This is a genomic window from Stappia taiwanensis (assembly GCF_014635285.1).
Classification (GTDB): Bacteria; Pseudomonadota; Alphaproteobacteria; order Rhizobiales; family Stappiaceae; genus Stappia; species Stappia taiwanensis.
Window position 1 is genome coordinate 495,780 of the sequence record NZ_BMCR01000002.1, and the last position, 19,986, is coordinate 515,765.

Sequence of the window (19,986 nt, forward strand, 5' to 3'; positions counted from 1 at the left end):
CCTGAGAGCCGAAGAATCACAATGTCATTACTACATAAAACACGTGAATGAAAATTCACAGGAGAAGCTGAAATTTAACGATCATTTTAAATGAAATCAGACTTAAAATTGACCTCACCCTTAGAAGAGATATTCTTAAAGTTGCATAAAATGATAATGAATTAAGGAAAAGTACGGAGAGACACCTGACCAACAACCAGGGCAGGTCACCCCGCACCAAAAGCATCGGAAGGAGCGCCGCCGGTGGGCTCGCGCAGGCTCTCAGCGGCGGCGCCTGACCACAAGCAGGGGCGCGGCGCGCACCTGTGCCCACTCTCCCAGCCACAGGCCGCCGCGCCGCACCGCGCGGGCCGCCGGCTTTTCGATTCTCCCGGTGATGATGAGCGCCGCACCGCCCAGCGCCACGGCCAGCGCCATTGCCGTTGCCGCGCCGCCCAGCACCGGCCCAAGCAGGAAAAACGCCGCATAGCCGATGTGCTGATGTAGCAGGTAGAGCGGATAGGTCATCCGCCCGGCCACGCCAGCGGCCGCCGTCACCCCGTCCGGCAAGCGCAGGCGCGACAATCCGGACAACAGCAGCAACGCCCCCAGAACGAGGCCGGCAACCGTCAGCGGATCGAACGGCTCCCCGCCATAAACGGCAGGCAACCGCGCCGCGAACAGCACACCGCCGGAGATCGCCTGCACCAGCGCGGCGGCCAGCACCACCCGCGCGCCGGGCACCTGGCGTTCCGCCGCCCGCAACATCATGCCGAACACGAAGAACCCGGCGAAATCGGTCAGGAACAGCTTGCGCAGAAGGCCACTGCCGATCGCGGCCTGGTCGAGCGCGGCAATCACCAGCCAGACGATGGCGATGGCCACCGGCCAGCGCTGCCAGAGACCGAAGGCCATCAGCAGCGCCACCCAGCCGTAGAACAGGATCTCCACCACGATCGACCAATAGGCGCCATCCATGAACGGCTGGCCGAGAAACGGCGCCACCATGGTCAGATTGGCGAGGTACTGCGCGGCCGTGATCGGAAAACCGAGCCCGGGCACCAAGAGCGTCACCAGCGCGGTCAGGCTCATGCAGACGACGAAGCCCGGCCACAACCGCGCGAAGCGAGCGACCGCGAACCCATAGGCGCTACGCCCTTCGGTCGAGATGCTGATCACATAGCCGGAAATGGCAAAGAAGACGGAGACACCGAGATAGCCGTAGCGCGCGAAACCGCCCGGTTCGCCGAAATCGGCCGGCCCCGCCTCGCCGGTGACCTGCATCCGGAAGGCGAAGTGAAACCAGGCAACCGCCGCGACGGCGGCAACGCGCAGAAGATCGAGCCCCGGTCGCCGTTCACTCACCGCCATGGACACAGCCTCCCGCCTGCCGCGACAAGAACCAATGTCGCGAATGGCGGCCAGTGTCGCGGCCAAAACTTAAAGGCGCCTCAACCGAAAACCGCGGCAGCTTGCGCCGCCGCGGTTCGGAAGAAGGAACAGGGTCTTTCGCCCAGGCTTATTCGGCCGCGTCGCGTGCGCCCGCCGCAGCGGCCAAAGCCGCCCGCACCCCGTCTCCATAGGCCTTGTCGACCTTGTCCAGATGCCCAAGCTGGCGATCGATGATCGCTTGCGGCACCCCTTGCATCGCCGCCGCTGTATTGGAGAACAGGCGGCTTTTCTGGCCCTCGTCGAACAGGTTGAACAGCGCCCGCACCTGGACGTAATCGTCATTGCCGTCCCGGTGATTGTAGCGCTCCGCGTCGCCGGAGATGGCGAGCGGCGGCTCGGCGTAGGCCGGATCCTCGGCCGCACCGTTCATCGAGTTCGGCTCGTAATAGGCATCGACATTCCCGGTCTGCTGACCGAAGAAATTCATGCTGCCGTCCTTGTGGTAGTGATGCACCGGGCATTTCGGCCGATTGACCGGCAGCGCCTCATAGTGGGTGCCGAGCCGATAGCGATGGGCATCCGCATAGGAGAACACCCGCGCCTGCAGCATCTTGTCCGGCGAGAAACCGATCCCCGGCACCTTGTTGGACGGGGAAAAGGCCGCCTGCTCGATCTCGGCGAAATAGTTCTCCGGATTGCGGTTCAGCTCCATGATGCCGACCTCGATCAGCGGATAGTCGCCATGCGGCCAGACCTTGGTGAGATCGAACGGATTGTACGGGGTCTTTTCCGCATCCGCCTCCGGCATCACCTGAATGCACATGCGCCACTTCGGATAGTCGCCCGCCTCAATGGCGCCGAACAGGTCCTCCTGATAGCTCTCGCGGCTGGAGCCGACCACCTGGGCCGCCTCTTCGTTGGTCAGGAACTTGTGCCCCTGCATGGTCTTGAAGTGGAACTTCACCCAGAACCGCTCATTGTCCGCGTTGATCATGCTGTAGGTGTGCGACCCGTAGCCGTTCATGAACCGGGGGCTTGGCGGCAACCCGCGATCGGACATCAGGATCGTCACCTGATGCAGGCTTTCCGGCGACAACGACCAGAAGTCCCACATCGCCGTTGCCGAGCGCAGGTTGGTCTTGGGATGACGCTTCTGGGTGTGAATGAAGTCGGGGAACTTGTAGCCGTCGCGGATGAAGAACACCGGCGTGTTGTTGCCGACCAGATCCCAGTTGCCTTCCTCGGTGTAGAATTTCAGCGCAAAGCCGCGCACGTCGCGTTCCGCATCCGCAGCCCCCTGCTCGCCGGCAACCGTGGAGAACCGCGCCAGCATCTCGGTCTTCTTGCCCACCTCGGCGAACAGCTTCGCCTTGCTGTAGCGGGTGATGTCATTGGTGATCGTCAAGGTGCCATGAGCACCCCAGCCCTTGGCATGCACCACCCGCTCGGGAATGCGCTCCCGGTTCTGATGCGCCAACTTTTCAAAGAGCTGATAGTCTTCCATCAGCAGCGGCCCGCGGGGACCGGCGGACAGGGAATTCTGGTTGTCGGAGATCGGCGCACCGGCCGTCGTCGTCAAAACGGGCTTGTCACTCATGGTCAGTCTCCCTCATGTCGGGCGCTGCCCCCAGTTGGCCGCGTCCCTGATCTTGCGAGGACAACCATGGCATAGGCATGATGATCAGAACCAATCGCATTGAAATCGCCCCTTGATAAGTTTATCTGATCATCATGATCACACTCCGCCAACTCCGCTATTTCGAGGCACTTGCCCGCCACCGCCATTTCGGCCGCGCGGCGGAAGCCGTCGCCGTGTCCCAGCCGGCCCTGTCCATGCAGATCAAGGAGTTGGAAACCACCCTCGGCATCGCCCTGGTGGAACGGCGCCCGAATGCGGTGCGGCTCACCGCCGAGGGAGAGGAGATCGCCCGTCGCGCCAGCCGCATCCTGTCTGAAACCCGCGACCTGATCGACTATGGCCGCCATGCCGGAGAGGTGCTGACCGGAACGCTGCGCCTCGGCATCATCCCCTCCATCGCCCCCTATCTGCTGCCACGCATTCTGCCTGCCCTGACCCGCACCTACCCGAACGTCGATCTGAGGATCCGCGAAACCCTGACCGAGGCGCTCGTCGCCGAGTTGAAGCAGGGAGACCTGGACGTAATCCTTGCCGCCCTGCCCGTCGGCGGTCCCGATCTGGAGACGCGGCTTCTGTTTGCCGACCGCTTCCTTCTGGCCGTGCGCGCCACGCCCGAGCTGGACGAGCGCCAGCGGGTCGACCCGGCCTCCATCGACGGCGGTTCGCTGCTCTTGCTGGAGGAAGGTCATTGCCTGCGCGATCAGGCCCTGAACTACTGTGAGGGACTGCGGCCCTCAACCCGCTCCACCTTCGGCGCCACCAGCCTGTCGACCGTCATGCAGATGGTCGCCGCCGGATATGGGGTGACATTGCTGCCCGAAATCTGCGCCCCGCTTGAAGTCCGCGACGACCGGGTGGCCCTGCTGCGCTTCACCGAACCGCAGCCGCGCCGCTCCGTGGGCCTTGCCTGGCGCCGCTCCTCGCCCCGCAAGCAGGATTTTCTCGCCCTTGGCGATTGCGTGACGGCCGCGCTCGATCCGGCCAACTAGAGACATTTCGGAGGAAAACCGCCTGGCTGTTGCTGGGAACAACGAAGGCCCCATTCCCCCGCGCCAAACGGTCAGAACGCTCCCGTCTCTTGCGTCGCGGCAGCGTTGGCACCAGGGTTCAAGGATCGCACATATCTCTTCGGCGTCACGCCTGCCGCGTGTTTGAAGAAGGAAATAAACGCGCTGTCGCCGGCGAAGCCCAACTCTTGCGAAACACATGAAATAGATGTGCCGGCCGATAGAAGTTCATAGGCTTTCAACAGGCGCCACTGCTGCCGCCATTCTTGATAGGACATACCTGTCTCGCGTCGGAATATCCGCCCGATAGTCTTCTCCCCCGCTCCCACGTCAGACGCCAGTTGCCCAAGCGACGGTGGCAGGCTGGCGGTATCCAGTCGCGCCAACCGGGGATCGGATGGCAATGGCAGAAGCGTGGGAACGCGGGGAGCTCTCCGGATCTCATCCATGCACACGGCAAGCAAGTTCCTGGCGGCGCCCATGGTCCAGTCCACATCCAGAGGAGCCACCGCGATGCGTTCAAGCGTTGCCTGCAGAACATCGGAAACTTCGAAGACTTCGATCTGCGACGGCATATCCTGCGCAAAGGGCGGGCGGAAATAGACCGACCGGTAATCAACCGCCGTCCTCATCTGAGCGCGGTGTACCAAACCTGCCGGGATCCAGACTGCACGGGTCGGCGGCAGAAGGCAAAGCTTCGCTTCAAGGGTGATCGTCATACAGCCCCTGCGGGCAAACAGAAGTTGCGCCACCCGATGCGCATGCAAGCCTGAATCATGATGCGATAGATCTCTGGCGGCAATGCCAAAGACCGGCTGACAGACGCTGTCAGGGTCGAATTGGGAATCCTGAGCGAGCCACACCACGATTTGTCCGATTTGAGAAATTTTTTGTCTGAATGTTTATAACCAACCAGCATCGTTAAAGCTATGGGGAGACCTCCTGCAAGCCTCCAGGAGGGATTATGCCCGGAAGACCGAACATGTTCCTTGCGGTCGCACTCCTCATGTTTCCGCAAGTGGTTGAAACCATCTACAGCCCTGCGCTGCCAAGCATCGCAAAGGCATATGGCGTTTCCACATCGACCGCCACGCTGACGCTTTCGTTGTATTTCCTGGGATTTGCGTCAGGCGTCGTTTTTTGGGGACGCATGTGCGACCTGGCGGGACGCCGACCCTCGATGCTTCTGGGGCTGGCCGTCTACGGCCTGGGCACGCTGGTTGCGCTCCTGAGTTCCAGCTTTACGGCCTTGCTCACGGCCCGGATCGTGTCGGCATTTGGTGCGGCAGTTGGCTCTATCGGAACCCAGACCATTTTGCGCGATCGCTTCGAGGGAGCAGAACTGACGCGCGTTTTCTCCCTTGCTGGTATCGCAATCGCTATCAGCCCAGCGCTGGGAATGGCAGCAGGCGCGGTGATGACCGGACTGGCATCTCACAAAGGTGTCTTCATCGGCCTTGCTGCGTTGGCTCTCTGTCTTTTTATCTGGACAGCGGTGAATTTGCCCGAGACCCGCCGCCGCGAGCATGTTCCCGCCTCTCTACGGGCGACGATAGCGGACATGATCCGCGACGGGCACATCTGGCGGTCCGCAAGTCTGATCGCTCTCCTCAACCTGTGCCTGTTCAGCTATTATCAGCTTGCCCCCTTCCACTTTGAAGAACTTAGACATGCCACCATCACCATCGGATACAGTGGTGTGGTCTTGACCGCCGGAACGCTGGCCGGTGCCATGTCGAACCGGGCATTGTTGCAGTATGGTTGGCGGCCAGAGCGCCTGGTCCTGGCGTCTTGCCTGTTGATCGTGATCGGCGGGTTGCTGGTAACCGGGCTCAAGGACAGCATTCTGTTCGTCGCACCAGTCGCAATCGTCTCCTTTGCCTTCGCCGTTGCCGTTCCCAATGTTCTTGCACCGGCACTGCAGGCCTATTCGACCTGTCTTGGAACTGCAGGGGCGGTTTTCGGACTGATCTACTATCTGCTCATCGGCGGAGGGCTGTTGGTGTCAGGTGCCGTGCAAGACCTCGGGGCGGTATTCACGGTCTCGGGTATCTGCGCATTTGCCCTGGCTGCAGGTGACTGGCAAAAGGCTGCTGTACGCACGGTGACATGAAAAATGCTCCTGCATCCCGTGCGCTTCGAAATCGGATTGGTCCGCCAAAGCGGCACTGTTCATTTACCGCCCAGGTCATCTGGAAAGGTTCCTTGGCAAAGTCCCAAACGGGCTCCGGGCGAACCTGGAGTTTTTCGTGAAGCAGGGCATTTGCGCGACAGGTACAACCAGGCTGCGCGCTCTCAAGCGGCAGACAAACCGCGCCAGGGAACCTCGCTCCCCTCGCGGTGAGGTGCCAGCCAAAGAGGCCAGAGCCCTGGCCTCGCTACCCGCCCCCTGTCGCCCTTCCGGCCTTTCGCTTCAGGCTGAGACCTCACCACTGTCGCCTTACCACCCGGCTGACAAGGCCCGGCACTTCGCCCCTTGCGCGCGTGCATAAACGGTTGCGCAATGGCCTCATCACCCTCAGTATAAACGACAATATTCATTGGTTCCCATCGGGCAAGCCTTTGCCAGCCCCCGGCCTCCAGCCGGCCCCCACGGGGATCCTCACTGGCGCTTTCGCGCCATACGGACGGATATCTTTCATGCCTGGTGATCAGCGGCCTCAGCGCCTGCAATCAGCTTCGGACTGCCGGCGAAATAGGCTCGCCGCCGTCCTTGCCCCTGTCTCCCCGCTTGCCCGACACCTGCCGACACCCCCACTGTGCTCGCCGAGGGAGGCGCGCGACCGATGACCGGGATAGCCTCCGCTGCCCACCAGAGATACGCCGTTCTTTTCAAGGTCCTGGACCGCCAGGCACGCGCCGCCATTCTTCTGGATGCGGAAGCGACCGTGCGTGCCGTCAACGACACCGCCCGGGACGTCCTGCGTCAGGCGACCAATCTGTTCGCCGAGTGCGAACGGCTCGAATTCGCCCATCCCCTCACCCAGCGCACATTCCTTGACGCCCTGGAAAAGGCCCTCCGGCCAGAGCCCCCTGCTTCCATCGCCCCGTGCGAATTCCATGTGCCGCGGAGCCTCAACAGCAACCGGCCAATGTTCGGCGAACTTCTGAACTGCCACCCGCCGGCCGCTCCGGGAGGAGCCGACGTGCTGTTGATCCTGACGCGTCTCGACGGCCCCTTGCCCAATCTGGAGCGGCGCCTGCATTCCGCCTTCAACCTGACCCGGCGCGAGAGCACGGTAGCGGCCCTGTTGACCCAGCCGTTGAGGGAAGCCGAGTTGGCCGCAACCCTGGGGATCAGCGTCAACACCTTGCGCACACATCGCAAGAACATCTACGCCAAGCTCGAAGTCGCGAGCCGCAATGAACTTTCCCTGCTCCTGGCCCGCCTCGCCTGACCGCAAACCGAACCGATGGCCCCTCCGCCAATCGCTCAAGACATTCTTAAGAGCAACCCAGGATAGTGCCAACTGACTGTTTTGAGGAAGGCTGCCACCGATGAGACGAACGGCACATCCCGCTGCCGCGAACCGACAAGAAGCGGAGACCTCCTCCCGGCATCAGGCGTATCTTTCCGGTGGCGACCGGCTCCGCGACAGCCTGCAGGATATCCTCGCCCTCGCCCTGACCCTGTTTGACGCACCGGTCGGCCTCATCGCCATGGCCGAGGCAAGCTCCTACCGCGTCTTGGCGGGCTCGGGGACCGACCTTACCACGTTTCCAAGGGCTGGCAGCCGCTGCGACGCGGCCATCGCCGGCGGCCGGGCGCTCATTCTTGCCGACGCCAGCACGGACCCGCGTTTTTCCGCAAACGCCTGCCTGACCCTTCATCCGGAGCTCAAGTTCTTCGCCGGCACTCCGCTGATCGCGCCGGATGGCTATGTCATCGGCGTGCTTTGCGTCAATGACCGGTCGACCCGGCCGGAGGTCCCGGCGCGCACCCTCGAAGCCTTCGAAGCCCTTGGCCGGCTGGCCACCGACCGGCTGGAGCTGACCCGCAAGGAACACATCCTGCGGCAGGCCGAAGTCAAGGCCCGCTGGGCGGAACGACAGGCGCAGCAGGCACGGCGGCGGCTTCAGGATGCGCTCGACATCATGCCCGGCGCGGTCCTGTTCTGCGATCCCGATGACAAGGTCGTGCTGTGGAACCGGGTTTTCGAGGAGCTTTATCCCGAAAGCGAAGGTCTGCTGACCCCGGGCACCTCCTTCGAGGAGGCCACCCGCCGCTGCGTGGAAAGCGGCCTGCATCAGGAGGAGATCGACGACCCCGAGGAATGGCTGCGCCGCCGGCTCGCCCATCACCGGGCTCCGCATACGCATTTCGAGCAGCGGCTGAAGGACGGCCGCTGGATGCGCTACGACGAGAACCGGATTTCCGACGGCAGCACGGTCAGCGTGCGCATCGACATCACCGACCTGAAGCAGCGCCAGGAGACCTTTCGCGCCCTCTATGACAGCAATCCCGTTCCGATGGTCGTGGTCGATGCGCAAACCCTGCAGCTTCTCTCCGCCAATGACGCGGCGCGTTCGCACTACGGGCTCGACCAGCAGAACGTGCCGAAGATGCGCCTGCCCGACCTTCATGTCGCCGACGAGGCGCTCGCCATCGAACGCGCCTTCCTGCTCCAGCCCTCCATTGCCTCCGCAAGTGCCCCGCCGAACCCGTATGACGGCGACACCCTGTGGCGACACAAATGCGCGGACGGGGCGGAGATCGAGGTGATGCCGGTCTGCCAGTGCATTTCCTATGAGGGCGTCGACGCCCGTCTCGTCACGGTGATCGACGTGACCGAGCAGAAACGCAACGAAGCCCGCATCCTGCACATGGCCCATCACGACGACCTGACGGGCCTGCCCAATCGGGGACAGTTCGAGACCCGCCTGAAACAGGCGTTCGAACACGCCCGAAGCAATGCCGGTTGCGTCGGCCTGTTCATGATCGACGTCGATCACTTCAAGGAGATCAACGACACGCTCGGCCATGCCGCCGGGGATGCGGTCTTGCGGGAAACCGCCGACCGGTTGCGGCAGGCGGTGGGCGGAAGCGCCTGCGTCGCCCGGCTTGGCGGCGATGAGTTCGCCATTGTCGTCAATACCGAAAGCGCGGAGGCCGCCACCGCGCTTGGCAAACGCATTGCCCGGATCGATGCGCAACCGGTGACGACAGAGGATTGCAGCATCAACCTGCGCATCAGCGTCGGCATTGCCGTCTCGCCGAAGCATGGCATCACCCCCGAGGAGCTGGCGCAGAACGCGGATATCGCCCTTTACCAGTCGAAGAACAACGGCCGCCGACGCACCACCGTCTTCAACCAGTCGATGCGCGAGGTCATGCAGCGGCGGATCGATCTGTGTTCCGTGCTCGGCGGCGCGCTGGAGCGCGACGAGATCGTGCCCCACTACCAGCCGATCATTTCGCTGGCGACCGGCCGCATCTGCAGCTTCGAGGCCCTGGCCCGATGGGCGCACCCGGAGCTCGGGCTGGTGTCCGCGGGCCATTTCGCGGAAGCCTTCAGCAATCTTGAGCTGGTGTCCCACCTCGGCGAACGCATGATCGACGCGGTGACCAGCGATATCCGGCGCCTGCGTGACGAGGCCGGCCTTCGCTTGCCGGTTGCGGTCAATATTTCGGCGGCCGAACTGGGCCGTGACGGCTTCGCCGAGGACTTGCTGGAGATCCTTCTGTCGAAGGGCCTCTCGCCCCGCGATCTGACCCTTGAGGCCACCGAGACCATTGCCATCGACCATGGCAACGGCACCGTCTCCCGGACCCTTGATGCGCTGGCACAGCTTGGCTTCCGGATCGCGCTCGATGATTTCGGCACCGGCCATGCCTCGCTGATCCATCTGCGCAAGCTGAAGGCCGCGGGCCTGAAGATCGACATGTCCTTCGTCCGCACCATGCTGGATGTGCCGGAGGATGCGGAAATCGTCCGCTCAATGGTCGCCCTGGGGCGCAACCTCAACCTGAGCGTCGTCGCCGAAGGGGTTGAAACCGAGGCTCAGGCCAATGCCTTGCGCGCCTGCGGCTGCACCCAGGCGCAAGGGTTCCTGTTCGGCAAGGCCATTCCGGCATCGCGCATCCCCTATGCGGTGCGCCAAAGCCACGCGACATCCGGACAGGCGCCCCAAAAAGCGCTCGGCTGAGACCGGTTACAAGCGGGCCGCATCGGCAAACACATAAGAGGACAGCCGTCATGCAGCGACAGACCGGCGGCACGAAGCGCCAGAAGGAGCTCCGCAAGATCCTGCGGCAGATGCTGCCGCGCGTCCCCCTCAGCGATGCGGAGCCGATCCTTGCCGCCGCCAACGCCCGGCATCTGCGTCACCTGCCGCCCTCCATCGCCCTCTGGCAGGCAGCCACCAGCCATGCCCGGCATGGGCACACCGACTATGACACCCTGCTCGCCGAAGGCTATGACCAGGATGCCGCCCGCTTCTTCGTCATCGAGGCGATGAATGCCGTCCTGCAAGGCTGGGGATGTGCCCGCCGGGTCGAGCCGGACGACGAGGCGGACACCCCCACTGGCGATCAGTCCGAACGATAGAGCCAGTGCTCGGGGATATGGGCGGTCACCTCCTCGCCCGGCCGGATCACCCCCGGCCGCTCCACGTAGCCGACCAGCCCGCGCTTGCCCCGCGCCGCCAGGGCAAACTGCAAGTCGAGACCATCTCTTTCTGGAAACTGCTCGGCAATCGCCCGACCGGCGATGCGGCAGGGCGCATTGTCGCCATCCACCCGCAGCACCGCTCCCCCGGCAAACACCAGCCGGGTGCGCGGCGGGATCCGCGTCAGCCGCGCAATCCCCTCCATGAGCAGGTTGGCGCCGATCCAGCCAGCCTCGATCTCCGGCAGATCCATTTCCGCCGCAACCTCTGCCAGCTCCTCGCAGGACAGGATTGAGATCTGCCGTTCGTTGCACATTTCCGTGCCGCGCGGATACCAGGGCTCGCGCCCGCTGGACCGGCGGGTGAACCCGCCATGGCGATCGCCGGCAATACCCTCGAACCCCAGTTTCAGCGCGGGCACGCGGCTGGTGCGAAAATCCTCTGGAGCGGATGTGGCATAGACCCGCACCACGGCCCCGGTCACCCTTTGCGCGGCGACCCTGTCTCCCCTGTCCAGCACCCTGTTTCCGGTCATATCCGCAGCCATGCCGTCCCCCTTTTGTCTCGTTCGGGCCAACGGCCCACCCACCCCTTAGGTTGAGACCCAACACCCATGCACGCAAACAAAAAAGGCGGCGAACCCACCGGTTCGCCGCCCTCCTGACAGTTCTGCCAATCGTACTTACCGCGTCAGCGGCTTGTACTTGATCCGGCGCGGATCGGCCGCATGGGCACCGAGCCGGCGCACCTTGTCCTTCTCGTAGTCCTCGAAGTTGCCTTCGAACCACTCCACATGGCTGTCGCCCTCGAAGGCAAGCATATGCGTGGCGAGCCGGTCAAGGAACATACGATCGTGGCTGATCACCACGGCGCAGCCGGCGTAGTTCTCCAGCGCGTCTTCCAGCGCCGCCAGCGTTTCGGTGTCCAGGTCGTTGGTCGGCTCATCGAGCAGCAGCACATTGGCGCCCTGCTTCAGCACCTTGGCAAGGTGCACCCGGTTGCGCTGACCGCCGGAAAGATCGCCCACCTTCGCCTGCTGGGCCGGGCCCTTGAAGTTGAAGGACGAGCAATAGGCGCGGCTGTTGATCTCCTTGCCATCGAGATAAATGATCTCGTTGCCATCGGAAATCTCTTCCCACACGGTCTTGTTCGGGTCGAGCGTGTCGCGCGACTGGTCGACATAGCCCAGATGCACGCTGTCGCCGACGGTGATTTCACCCGAATCGGGCTTCTCCTGACCGGTCAGCAGCTTGAACAGGGTCGACTTGCCCGCGCCGTTCGGACCGATGACACCGACGATGCCGCCACGCGGCAGCTTGAAGGACAGGTTCTCGATCAGGAGCCGGTCGCCGAAGCCCTTCGACACGCCGTCCAGGTCGATGACGTTGTTGCCGAGCCGCTCGCCCACCGGGATAAGGATCTGCTCGATGGTCGGCATCCGCTCTTCCTGCTTGGAAAGCAGGTCCTCGTAAGCGCGGATACGGGCCTTGGACTTGGTCTGGCGGCCCTTGGGCGACATGCCCATCCACTCACGCTCGCGGGCAATCGCACGGGAGCGGGCCATGTCCTCGCGACCCTCCTGCTCCATGCGCTTGGTCTTCTTTTCCAGATAGACCGAGTAGTTGCCCTCATAGGGGATGCCGCGACCACGGTCGAGCTCAAGGATCCAGCCCGTGACATTGTCGAGGAAGTAGCGGTCGTGGGTGATGATCAGCACCGAGCCCTTGAACTCGCGCAGGTGCCGCTCCAGCCAGTGCACCGTCTCCGCATCGAGATGGTTGGTCGGCTCGTCGAGCAGCAGGAGGTCCGGCTCGGACAGGAGAAGCTGACACAGCGCCACGCGGCGGCGCTCACCGCCCGACAGGTTGTCGACGGCCGCATCGGACGGCGGGCAGCGCAGGGCCTCCATCGCCATCTCGACCTTGCTGTCAAGGTTCCACAGGTCTTCCGCGTCGATGATGTCCTGGAGCTTGGCGCCCTCCTCCGCCGTTTCGTCGGAGTAGTTCATCATCAGTTCGTTGTAGCGGTCGACGATGGCCTGCTTGTGGGCAACGCCTTCCAACACGTTCTCGCGCACCGTCTTGGACGGATCGAGCTGCGGCTCCTGCGGCAGGTAGCCGATCTTGGCGCCCTCGGCAGCCCAGGCCTCGCCGGAGTATTCCTTGTCGAGGCCGGCCATGATCTTGAGAAGGGTCGACTTACCCGCACCATTCGGTCCGAGAATACCGATCTTGGCGTCCGGGTAGAAGGACAGGTGAATGTCGTCGAGGACCTTCTTGCCGTTATAAGCCTTCGACAGACCGTGCATATGATAGATGAACTGGCGCGCCATAGGTGCCTGTCGCTCCGCTGGTAACAATGAGGGGGAACTGGCCGTTGTCTTAGTCGATGGCCGCTGCCGGGGCAAGTGCGCGATTGCCCGATGTGTTTACCGTCGATTCATCATGGCGCGGCAAGCTGCCCGCGGGCTGGATGTTGTAAAAGGATGTATCACATGCGTATCGCGCGATCCGTCGGACTTGTCGGCGTTCTCGCACTCACCCTGGCCCTTGGTGCCTGCGGCTCCAACCGGTTTGAACGCGGTGTCACGGGCGGGGCCATCGGCACCGCTGCGGGTGCCGGCGTTCTGGCCATTGCCGGTGGTCCCGTGCTTGTCGGCGCGGCGGCGGGTGCGGTTGGCGGTGCGGCCATCGGCGCCCTGACCAACGAATGCCAGATCGACCTCGGCCCGCAGCGCCCGAACAACTGCTGACGCGCGCCGCCTGCGGCGCCTTCTGGCTTTTTCGCCTTTCCCTATTTTTACCAGACGCCATCCCTGCGCGCGTCAGCGCGCTGGTATGGCCGAAAGCATGATTGCAACCCAAGAGTTCACTCCACTAGGATATCCTCCCAGATTGCACGTCACGTGGATTTCACGCTGACCCGCTAGGCAAAAGAGTGTGGCGGCCGGGCGTTCCCGGGCCTGCCGCTTTCTGAGGGAGACGGAGATGTCCTGGTCGTTGTTGTGGGTGGATCACTGGTCGGGCTGCAAGGAAACCCTGTCCGCGCAACCGGTTGTGCGTCAAGCCGCGCCGTCCGGCACGGCGGAGCGGACCCGGGAGAGCGAAGCCCTGTCCCAGGCCAGTCTGCTGGCGGCCCATGCGGCGCTGGAGCGCCTTGCCGAAGGACAGTCCCAAGCAGCAACGGCGGACCGGAGCTGACCGGTCCGGTCGCTGTGAGCCGCATGCGGCGAATGGGCGAACCGGCTGCGAACCCTTGATGCATTTCACGCGCACCGTGCCGCTTGCGCGGCATAAATCAGGTGGTGTAGGAAGAACCCGCTTCCGGATCCGGGGTGCCAAGGCCCCCAGCGACATCCGGCAGCCGGGGCCTGTAGCTCAATTGGTTAGAGCCGTCCGCTCATAACGGATTGGTTGGGGGTTCGAGTCCCTCCGGGCCCACCATTTCCCCTTAAAATCAACCATCTGGTGCGACGATCACGCAAGTGGTCCACGCAAGGAAGCCACAGACGATCTCAATCAGTCCTATCCGCAACGGTCCGGACATGGCGCCTGTTGTCGCTTGCGGGCCCATTCCCCGAGCCTTGCATCCCGAAAAGCATTGCACCTGTCTCGTGCAATCAGCAAGATGAAACGAGATATCCAAGAAGTCCCAACAGCATCACTGGTAGCGTATTGAGATTCCCCCAAAAAAAGAAAACAAGTGCGTAACTTTGTTGTGCATCGGTTGCGGGCTTTATCCTTATGCCAGAATCGGATGATCAATACCTGTAATTAGGCTCAGGAGAGTATCATTTTCCCGCCTCGAACCGCCGACCAGAACGCGCCGCGACCTGACAACAAAAAAGAAATAGAAAAATGAATAAAACATTAAAAAATCTTATAAATGAAGATGAAATCCGCAACTTCGAAATTTTTCATCCTTATGCATTTGAGAAAACTATAAATGCAATTGAAAGACCCCATCCGTTCGTCCACTATTGCACCAGCGCCGCTGCCGCATCCATGTTCGACACCGAAAATGTATGGATGCGAAATGCGACTTGGATGAACGATACCTCGGAAATAAGATACGGAATAAAATGCCTAGACAGCGCACTGTCTAGCGAAGCAGCAAAAGAATTAAATAATATACTTGAAATTAATTTCCCAGGAATCGTCAATGACATTAATGAATTAACAAGTGCATGGACCCCGCATTTCGCGCAAGAAACATACATAACCTGCTTGACTGAACAGTTACCAAATGAAGAGCTGATGGGAAGGCTTTCCATGTGGAGAGCCTATGGCGGGGACGCTAATCCTGTAGCGATTTCTGTAAGTAACGGCCCATTTCTTCGCCCTTCCAGTGCACTCAACGCCTACACCAGCCCAGTCGCCTACCTTTCAAAGAAGGAATTCTGCGAGGAATATGAAAGGGTCGCACGAAATATAATAAATAATATAGATTACCTGAAAGAAAGAGGACGGAATCATGTCCTCTCATATCTTTTCTCCGCATACCGTTATGCAATTATTTGCACAAAACACCCCAGCTTCTACGAAGAACGAGAATGGAGAATTATTTATCAACCCACATTCGAACTGTCCCGACGCTTGATAGAGGACCAGGTTGTCATCTCTCATGCCCCTCAACGTATTTTCAAAATCCCGCTAAAAGATGTACCTGAGGAGGGTTTCTATGGAGCTACGCTACCTGACCTCTTTCGCAAGCTCTTGATCGGACCAAGCAAGTCTTCCGATCATCTAAAAAGAGAGTTCATCAGAACCCTCGAGAAAAAGGGGGTAAAGAACGCCAGCGCCAAAGTCGAGATATCAGATGTCCCACTCAGAGTCTGAGGGGATGAAATAGATTTATCGTGCATGGGACGCACCGAACTCATCTTCTGCCCAAGAGAACCTCACCCCCTCACGCCGCATTGAACAGATAGCGGAAGAAGCGGCGGTCGGGCACCAGCGCCAGGCATTTGGCGATCACCGCAACCGCAAGGATGGAGAACACCACCCGGCCGACGAGCACGCTGGTCAGATCCGCGCCCAGCGCCACGACGATCAGCGTGTCTTCGATCACGCTGTGGCAAAGCCCCATGAACATGGCGGCGAGGAACACATCCCGCGCGCCGAGGTGACCTTTTCTCGCCTCGCGAATGATCAGCCCGCCGCCATAGGACAGGCCAAGCAGCAGGCCGACCATGGTCAGCGGCGCGGCATCCGGACCGATGCCCGTCAGCCGCAGGACCGGCGACAACGCCTTGGTAAGCCAGCGCATCACGCCGATTTTCTCCATAAGGCGCATCAGGATAACGAGGGCGAGCAGGATCACGAACATCCAGCCGAGCGCTTCCGCGGTTTCCAGCGCGAAGGCGCCCCATCCGGTCTCCGAGCCCGCCGGCACCCAATGGGGCACCACCGGGTCCTGCAGCCAGCCGGTCGCCTGGAAAATCAGGTGCAGGATCAACCCGCACAGGAACCCGCCAAGCAGCCGCGACAGGCTGGTGACGACAAGGCCCGGCCCGGCTTTCTGGACAATGCGCTGTTCGATCGGCAGGGCATGGGCGAAGAGAATCAGCGTCGAGAACACGGTCACCTGCGCGGTGGTCAGCTGGTCCGCCGGCACCAGGGCGAACAGCGCGACCGCCCCGCCCCAGACCCCGGTCAAAACCCCGGTGGCCCAGGCGATTCCAAGCTCCGGCGGCAGACCGAGAAGCGCCATCAGCGGGGAAAACAGCGGCGCCAGCAGCTCCACCACGCCGAGTTCGATCGCCACCCGCGTCAGCACCATGACCGGCAGCACGATCCTGACGAGCACCCAATAAAGCGAGAGAGCATCGCGCAACAGCGCCAGGGCAGGAGGAAGAAACCGCATGTCGATGGTCCCGAATGGCTGGAAAACGTCCTCAGGTCTTAAAACCAACTCGGCGAAATTTGCGGTCAAATTTTGCGTCTTTGTGCAATAAAATTGCAAAAACAAGCTCAAGCCATACTGACCGCACGATCCTCAGCGAGCCTCTCCATGACCCAGCGCACCGGCCTTGACCGCCTCGACCGGAAACTTCTCGCCGCCGTGCAAAAGGACGCCGCGCGCACCAACGCCGCCCTTGCCGAGGAAATCGGCTTGTCCCCATCAAGCTGCCTGCGCCGCCTCCAGCGCCTGAAGGCCGAGGGGGTTCTCCTGAAGACCGTCACGCTGGTCGCCCCGGCTGCGCTCGGACGGACGCTCTCGGCGATCGTCGAGGTGGAACTCGACCGGCATGGCGAACAGCATCTGCGCCGCTTCCTGGAGCGAGCGCGGGGCGAGACGGCGGTCACCCACGCCTATGCGGTGACCGGGGAAATCGACGTGATCCTGATGCTGCGGCTGGTGGACATGGCCGAGTTTCACCAAATCTGCGAACGGCTGTTCCGCGATGCCACCAATGTCGCCCGCTTCAAGACCATGTTCGTGACCCAGACCGGCAAGGAGGAGACAGCGCTGCCGGTGCCCTGAGCGAAGCTCCGGACCTTATGCGCCACCGCCAGGCTCCCGCATGCGCCACCGCCAGGCTCCCGCACCAATTTCCCGGAGCAACCCTCCGGGAGCCGGTTTCCCAAGGCCGGTCAATCATCTAGAGTTGCGGCCAACGACTGGCCGGCCACCCGCGCGGCTGGCCACGCCCCATTTCCATTCCGACGGACCGACCCTGATGCCCCGTACCCCGACGCTGATCACGATGGTGCTTCTTTCCGTCTCGCTGACCGGCTGGCTGCTGGTGGTCGGGCGGGCGCTCCTGCTGCCCTTCATCATCGCCCTTCTGGTCTGGTACCTGATCAACGCACTCGCCGCCGGCGTCAACGGCATCCCGCTGATCGGCCGACACCTGCCCCGCGCCATCACCCTGCCGGCGGCGCTGGCGCTGATCTTCGGCGCCTCGGTGGTGGTGGTCGACGTGGTGACCGCCAATCTCACCGATCTTGCCCGCGACGCGCCGGTGTATCAGGCGCGGCTGGAACGGCTGTTCGACAGTTATTCCACCCGCTTCGGTCTGAAGGACCCGATCGAGCTCTCCGATCTGATGCCCGCCGGCGGCCTCAACCGGCTGATCGCCGCCGGCGCCAACGCCATCACCACCATCGCAGGCTCCGCCTCGCTGGTGTTCATCTACGTGCTGTTCCTCTTGCTGGAACAGTCGACCTTCGACCGCAAGCTGGCGCGAGCCTTCACCTCGCCGGGCCGGGCGGATTTCGCCTTCAAGGTGCGCGGCCGCATCACTGACGCGCTGCGCCACTACCTCGGCATCAAGACCGGCGTCAGCGTCCTGACCGGAATGCTGACCAGCGCGCTTTTGACCGTGCTCGGCCTGCCCTATGCGGCGCTGTTCGGCTTCATCGCCTTCCTGCTCAACTACATCCCGACCATCGGCTCGCTCACCGCCGTGATTTTCCCCAGCCTGCTCGCGCTGGTCTATTTCGACACGCTCACCCCGTTCCTGATCATCAGTCTCGGCCTTGGCACCATCCAGTTCCTGATCGGCAACCTTCTGGAGCCGCGCCTGATGGGCAACAGCCTCAACCTGTCCGGCCTTGTGATCATGCTGTCGCTGTCCTTCTGGGGCGCGATCTGGGGGGTGACCGGCATGGTGCTGTGCGTGCCGCTCACCGTGATGGTGCTGATCATCTGCGCCCAGTTCGAAGCCTCCCGGCCGTTTGCCGTTCTGCTGTCCGCCGACGGCGAGGTGGGCGCGCCGATCACCGTTGCCGACGACACGGAGTGAGACGACAACCCCAGCGCCATTTCCGCGCCGCAATTGCCACCAAAGGTCGCGCCATCCAATTGGAGCGTTCAGGAGATTCGCGTATGCGCCTTTCGCACAGCAACCGTTTTCACACCGCTGCCCTTGCCCTTGCCCTGTCGGCAATGCTGGCCGTCCCGGCCGCCCGGGCTGAGGAACCGCGCATCGCCACCATCGACATGACCGGGCGTGGCACGGTCACCGCCGCCCCGGATCTTGCCTGGGTCAGCAGCGGTGTGGTCAGCGACGCCAAGACCGCCGCCGAAGCCTTGACCGCCAACAACGCGGCGATGACGGCGGTGATCGAGCGGATCAAATCCGCCGGCATCGAAGGCCGCGACATCCAGACCAGCGGCTTTTCCGTGATGCCGCGCTACAAGCGGGTCGATCCCAAGTCGAACCAGCAGGACTACAACACGGTCATCGGCTACCGGGTCAGCAATGGTGTGCGGGTGCGGGTGCGCGAACTCGACGGCCTCGGCAAGCTGCTCGACGCGATGGTCCGTGACGGCGCCAACCGCATCGACGGCATCGCCTTTGAGGTCAGCAACGCCGAAGAGCTGAAAGACGAGGCCCGCAAGGCGGCCATGGCCGATGCCATGCGCAAGGCCAAGCTCTATGCCGAAGCCGCCGGCGTCTCGCTCGGCCGGGTGCTGTCGATCAACGAACAGGACTTCGGCCCGCGTCCGAAGATGATGATGGCCCGCGCCGAAATGGCGATGGCCGATTCCGGGGCCGCGCCGATCGAAGCCGGCGAGGAAACCCTCGAAGTGCGCATCAACGTCACCTGGCAGCTCAGCCAGTAAGGGCGCCAACGCTTTCCGACAGCACGCCGGGACCGGTGCGTTTCAGCACAACAGGCCCCGGCGCAGCCAGACCTGAAGCGCCTTGCGGCTGCTGCCCGTCTCGCCCACATCCGGCCAGTCGAAACCGACCGTCAATCCGTCCACCGGCGCGAACCCGCGTTTTCGCCAGAACGGGTCGAGCGAGCGGTGGCCGTCCGGGCGGCGCGGGTGATTCTCCGGCCGGATGACGGCGCAAAAGGTGGCCGCGTCGAAGCCGAGCGCCCGGGCGCGTGCCTCCCGCCCTTCGAAGAAGGCATGGCCGATGCCCCGCCCGCGATAGGCACGGGTGAGCACCGATTCCGCGAAATAGTAGATCTCGGCCGGATCGAGCCCCGCCGCCTCGTAAGGTGTGCGAATATCGTCGACCTCATCCCGCAGCGGCTGCCCGGTGGCGGCGCCGATCAACTTCCCTCCGTCAAACGCGCCGACCACCACAGCACCTGGTGACTGAAGGTAACGGGAGAGGTATTCCGCCTCATAGGCCGCCGATCCATCGTACAAATAGGGCCACTCTCTGAATACCTCCACGCGCAGGCGCGCCAGGGGCTCCAGAACCGCCTCTATTTCATTACCCGTCAAAGTATTGATCGTGACCGCCACGTCATCCGCCTCATTTGATCTTTTTTTCTTTTTTATCCGTTCGCGCATGGCCGAGATGCGAAAAATGCATTGTACCGGCGCGTCGGGCAGCTTATAGGGTGCCTGTTCGGGATTGAACCCGGGTTTCATCTACTGGTTGGGGAGACC

Annotated in this window: 18 protein-coding genes and 1 tRNA gene; 12 read left to right on the forward strand and 7 right to left on the reverse strand. The window is 62.5% G+C overall.

All coding sequences use genetic code 11. The annotated features are described in order from the left end of the window. Positions 1 to 261: 261 nt before the first annotated feature. Together IEV83_RS06100 and IEV83_RS06105 are read right to left on the reverse strand one after the other, a co-directional pair. Entirely contained in the window at positions 262 to 1,350 is a 1,089-nt protein-coding gene (locus IEV83_RS06100) for an acyltransferase family protein (protein WP_181759328.1), read from the reverse strand. A gap of 148 nt (positions 1,351 to 1,498) precedes the next feature. Beyond that, a complete protein-coding gene (locus IEV83_RS06105) occupies positions 1,499 to 2,968 on the reverse strand; it encodes a catalase (protein WP_181759329.1) in 1,470 nt (489 codons plus the stop codon). Positions 2,969 to 3,102: 134 nt separating this feature from the next. Here IEV83_RS06105 and IEV83_RS06110 point away from each other — a divergent pair, with 134 nt between their 5' ends. Further along, the gene (locus IEV83_RS06110; protein ID WP_181759330.1) at positions 3,103 to 3,999 is read left to right on the forward strand and encodes a hydrogen peroxide-inducible genes activator; all 897 of its coding nucleotides are present in this window, start codon (positions 3,103 to 3,105) and stop codon (positions 3,997 to 3,999) included. A 71-nt stretch (positions 4,000 to 4,070) separates the two neighbouring features. On the opposite strand, the gene IEV83_RS06115 is transcribed toward IEV83_RS06110, so the two are convergent. Next, positions 4,071 to 4,883 (reverse strand): AraC family transcriptional regulator, encoded by an 813-nt coding sequence (locus IEV83_RS06115; protein ID WP_181759331.1) that lies wholly within the window; start codon positions 4,881 to 4,883, stop codon positions 4,071 to 4,073. 116 nt (positions 4,884 to 4,999) lie between these two features. Between IEV83_RS06115 and IEV83_RS06120 the strand changes: the two genes are divergently transcribed. From IEV83_RS06120 to IEV83_RS06135, 4 genes are all read left to right on the forward strand, one after another. Beyond that, positions 5,000 to 6,130 (forward strand): MFS transporter, encoded by a 1,131-nt coding sequence (locus IEV83_RS06120; protein ID WP_209002997.1) that lies wholly within the window; start codon positions 5,000 to 5,002, stop codon positions 6,128 to 6,130. 673 nt (positions 6,131 to 6,803) lie between these two features. Next, positions 6,804 to 7,415, forward strand: a complete 612-nt coding sequence (locus IEV83_RS06125) for a helix-turn-helix transcriptional regulator (RefSeq protein WP_181759333.1) — start codon at positions 6,804 to 6,806, stop codon at positions 7,413 to 7,415. Between the two features lie 100 nt (positions 7,416 to 7,515). Beyond that, positions 7,516 to 10,164 (forward strand): sensor domain-containing phosphodiesterase, encoded by a 2,649-nt coding sequence (locus IEV83_RS06130; RefSeq protein WP_181759334.1) that lies wholly within the window; start codon positions 7,516 to 7,518, stop codon positions 10,162 to 10,164. Positions 10,165 to 10,214: 50 nt separating this feature from the next. Further along, positions 10,215 to 10,565 (forward strand): DUF2293 domain-containing protein, encoded by a 351-nt coding sequence (locus IEV83_RS06135; RefSeq protein WP_181759335.1) that lies wholly within the window; start codon positions 10,215 to 10,217, stop codon positions 10,563 to 10,565. Here the strand turns inward: IEV83_RS06135 and IEV83_RS06140 are convergent. Beyond that, positions 10,550 to 11,173, reverse strand: a complete 624-nt coding sequence (locus tag IEV83_RS06140) for an MOSC domain-containing protein (protein ID WP_181759336.1) — start codon at positions 11,171 to 11,173, stop codon at positions 10,550 to 10,552. The two genes, IEV83_RS06135 and IEV83_RS06140, sit on opposite strands and share 16 nt — an antisense overlap. Before the next feature lie 135 nt (positions 11,174 to 11,308). Next, the gene (ettA, locus tag IEV83_RS06145) at positions 11,309 to 12,958 is read right to left on the reverse strand and encodes an energy-dependent translational throttle protein EttA (RefSeq protein WP_181759337.1); all 1,650 of its coding nucleotides are present in this window, start codon (positions 12,956 to 12,958) and stop codon (positions 11,309 to 11,311) included. 162 nt (positions 12,959 to 13,120) lie between these two features. Here ettA and IEV83_RS06150 point away from each other — a divergent pair, with 162 nt between their 5' ends. The 4 genes from IEV83_RS06150 (at position 13,121) to IEV83_RS06165 (ending at position 15,464) form a co-directional block, all read left to right on the forward strand. After that, the gene (locus tag IEV83_RS06150; RefSeq protein ID WP_209002998.1) at positions 13,121 to 13,378 is read left to right on the forward strand and encodes a hypothetical protein; all 258 of its coding nucleotides are present in this window, start codon (positions 13,121 to 13,123) and stop codon (positions 13,376 to 13,378) included. Between the two features lie 235 nt (positions 13,379 to 13,613). After that, positions 13,614 to 13,826 (forward strand): hypothetical protein, encoded by a 213-nt coding sequence (locus tag IEV83_RS06155; RefSeq protein ID WP_181759339.1) that lies wholly within the window; start codon positions 13,614 to 13,616, stop codon positions 13,824 to 13,826. A gap of 166 nt (positions 13,827 to 13,992) precedes the next feature. Further along, positions 13,993 to 14,069: transfer RNA gene (locus IEV83_RS06160), tRNA-Ile, on the forward strand. Positions 14,070 to 14,483: 414 nt separating this feature from the next. Then, positions 14,484 to 15,464 (forward strand): DUF2971 domain-containing protein, encoded by a 981-nt coding sequence (locus tag IEV83_RS06165; protein ID WP_181759340.1) that lies wholly within the window; start codon positions 14,484 to 14,486, stop codon positions 15,462 to 15,464. 70 nt (positions 15,465 to 15,534) lie between these two features. Here the strand turns inward: IEV83_RS06165 and IEV83_RS06170 are convergent, their stop codons facing one another. Next, positions 15,535 to 16,491, reverse strand: coding sequence for a nucleoside recognition domain-containing protein (locus IEV83_RS06170; protein ID WP_181759341.1), 957 nt, complete (start codon positions 16,489 to 16,491; stop codon positions 15,535 to 15,537). 147 nt (positions 16,492 to 16,638) lie between these two features. On the opposite strand from IEV83_RS06170, the gene IEV83_RS06175 reads away from it, so the two are divergent. The 3 genes from IEV83_RS06175 to IEV83_RS06185 all read left to right on the forward strand — a co-directional run bounded on the left by IEV83_RS06175 (position 16,639) and on the right by IEV83_RS06185 (position 19,200). After that, complete coding sequence (locus IEV83_RS06175) at positions 16,639 to 17,112, forward strand: Lrp/AsnC family transcriptional regulator (protein WP_181759342.1); 474 nt, start codon at positions 16,639 to 16,641, stop codon at positions 17,110 to 17,112. Between the two features lie 196 nt (positions 17,113 to 17,308). Next, the gene (locus IEV83_RS06180; RefSeq protein ID WP_181759343.1) at positions 17,309 to 18,376 is read left to right on the forward strand and encodes an AI-2E family transporter; all 1,068 of its coding nucleotides are present in this window, start codon (positions 17,309 to 17,311) and stop codon (positions 18,374 to 18,376) included. A gap of 83 nt (positions 18,377 to 18,459) precedes the next feature. After that, the gene (locus tag IEV83_RS06185; RefSeq protein WP_181759344.1) at positions 18,460 to 19,200 is read left to right on the forward strand and encodes an SIMPL domain-containing protein; all 741 of its coding nucleotides are present in this window, start codon (positions 18,460 to 18,462) and stop codon (positions 19,198 to 19,200) included. Positions 19,201 to 19,242: 42 nt separating this feature from the next. On the opposite strand, the gene IEV83_RS06190 is transcribed toward IEV83_RS06185, so the two are convergent. Then, positions 19,243 to 19,968 carry a GNAT family N-acetyltransferase gene (locus tag IEV83_RS06190; protein WP_244628074.1) on the reverse strand — a complete coding sequence of 242 codons (726 nt, stop codon included), beginning with the start codon at positions 19,966 to 19,968 and terminating at the stop codon, positions 19,243 to 19,245. Positions 19,969 to 19,986: the final 18 nt, after the last annotated feature.

Coding starts and splice junctions, on each gene's coding strand:
- IEV83_RS06100 (WP_181759328.1), bottom strand. CDS start 1,350: ATGGCGGTGAGTGAACGGCGACCGGGGCTCGATCTTCTGCGCGTTGCC.
- IEV83_RS06105 (WP_181759329.1), bottom strand. CDS start 2,968: ATGAGTGACAAGCCCGTTTTGACGACGACGGCCGGTGCGCCGATCTCC.
- IEV83_RS06110 (WP_181759330.1), top strand. CDS start 3,103: ATGATCACACTCCGCCAACTCCGCTATTTCGAGGCACTTGCCCGCCAC.
- IEV83_RS06120 (WP_209002997.1), top strand. CDS start 5,000: ATGTTCCTTGCGGTCGCACTCCTCATGTTTCCGCAAGTGGTTGAAACC.
- IEV83_RS06125 (WP_181759333.1), top strand. CDS start 6,804: ATGACCGGGATAGCCTCCGCTGCCCACCAGAGATACGCCGTTCTTTTC.
- IEV83_RS06130 (WP_181759334.1), top strand. CDS start 7,516: ATGAGACGAACGGCACATCCCGCTGCCGCGAACCGACAAGAAGCGGAG.
- IEV83_RS06135 (WP_181759335.1), top strand. CDS start 10,215: ATGCAGCGACAGACCGGCGGCACGAAGCGCCAGAAGGAGCTCCGCAAG.
- IEV83_RS06140 (WP_181759336.1), bottom strand. CDS start 11,173: ATGGCTGCGGATATGACCGGAAACAGGGTGCTGGACAGGGGAGACAGG.
- ettA (WP_181759337.1), bottom strand. CDS start 12,958: ATGGCGCGCCAGTTCATCTATCATATGCACGGTCTGTCGAAGGCTTAT.
- IEV83_RS06150 (WP_209002998.1), top strand. CDS start 13,121: ATGCGTATCGCGCGATCCGTCGGACTTGTCGGCGTTCTCGCACTCACC.
- IEV83_RS06155 (WP_181759339.1), top strand. CDS start 13,614: ATGTCCTGGTCGTTGTTGTGGGTGGATCACTGGTCGGGCTGCAAGGAA.
- IEV83_RS06165 (WP_181759340.1), top strand. CDS start 14,484: ATGAATAAAACATTAAAAAATCTTATAAATGAAGATGAAATCCGCAAC.
- IEV83_RS06170 (WP_181759341.1), bottom strand. CDS start 16,491: ATGCGGTTTCTTCCTCCTGCCCTGGCGCTGTTGCGCGATGCTCTCTCG.
- IEV83_RS06175 (WP_181759342.1), top strand. CDS start 16,639: ATGACCCAGCGCACCGGCCTTGACCGCCTCGACCGGAAACTTCTCGCC.
- IEV83_RS06180 (WP_181759343.1), top strand. CDS start 17,309: ATGCCCCGTACCCCGACGCTGATCACGATGGTGCTTCTTTCCGTCTCG.
- IEV83_RS06185 (WP_181759344.1), top strand. CDS start 18,460: ATGCGCCTTTCGCACAGCAACCGTTTTCACACCGCTGCCCTTGCCCTT.
- IEV83_RS06190 (WP_244628074.1), bottom strand. CDS start 19,968: ATGAAACCCGGGTTCAATCCCGAACAGGCACCCTATAAGCTGCCCGAC.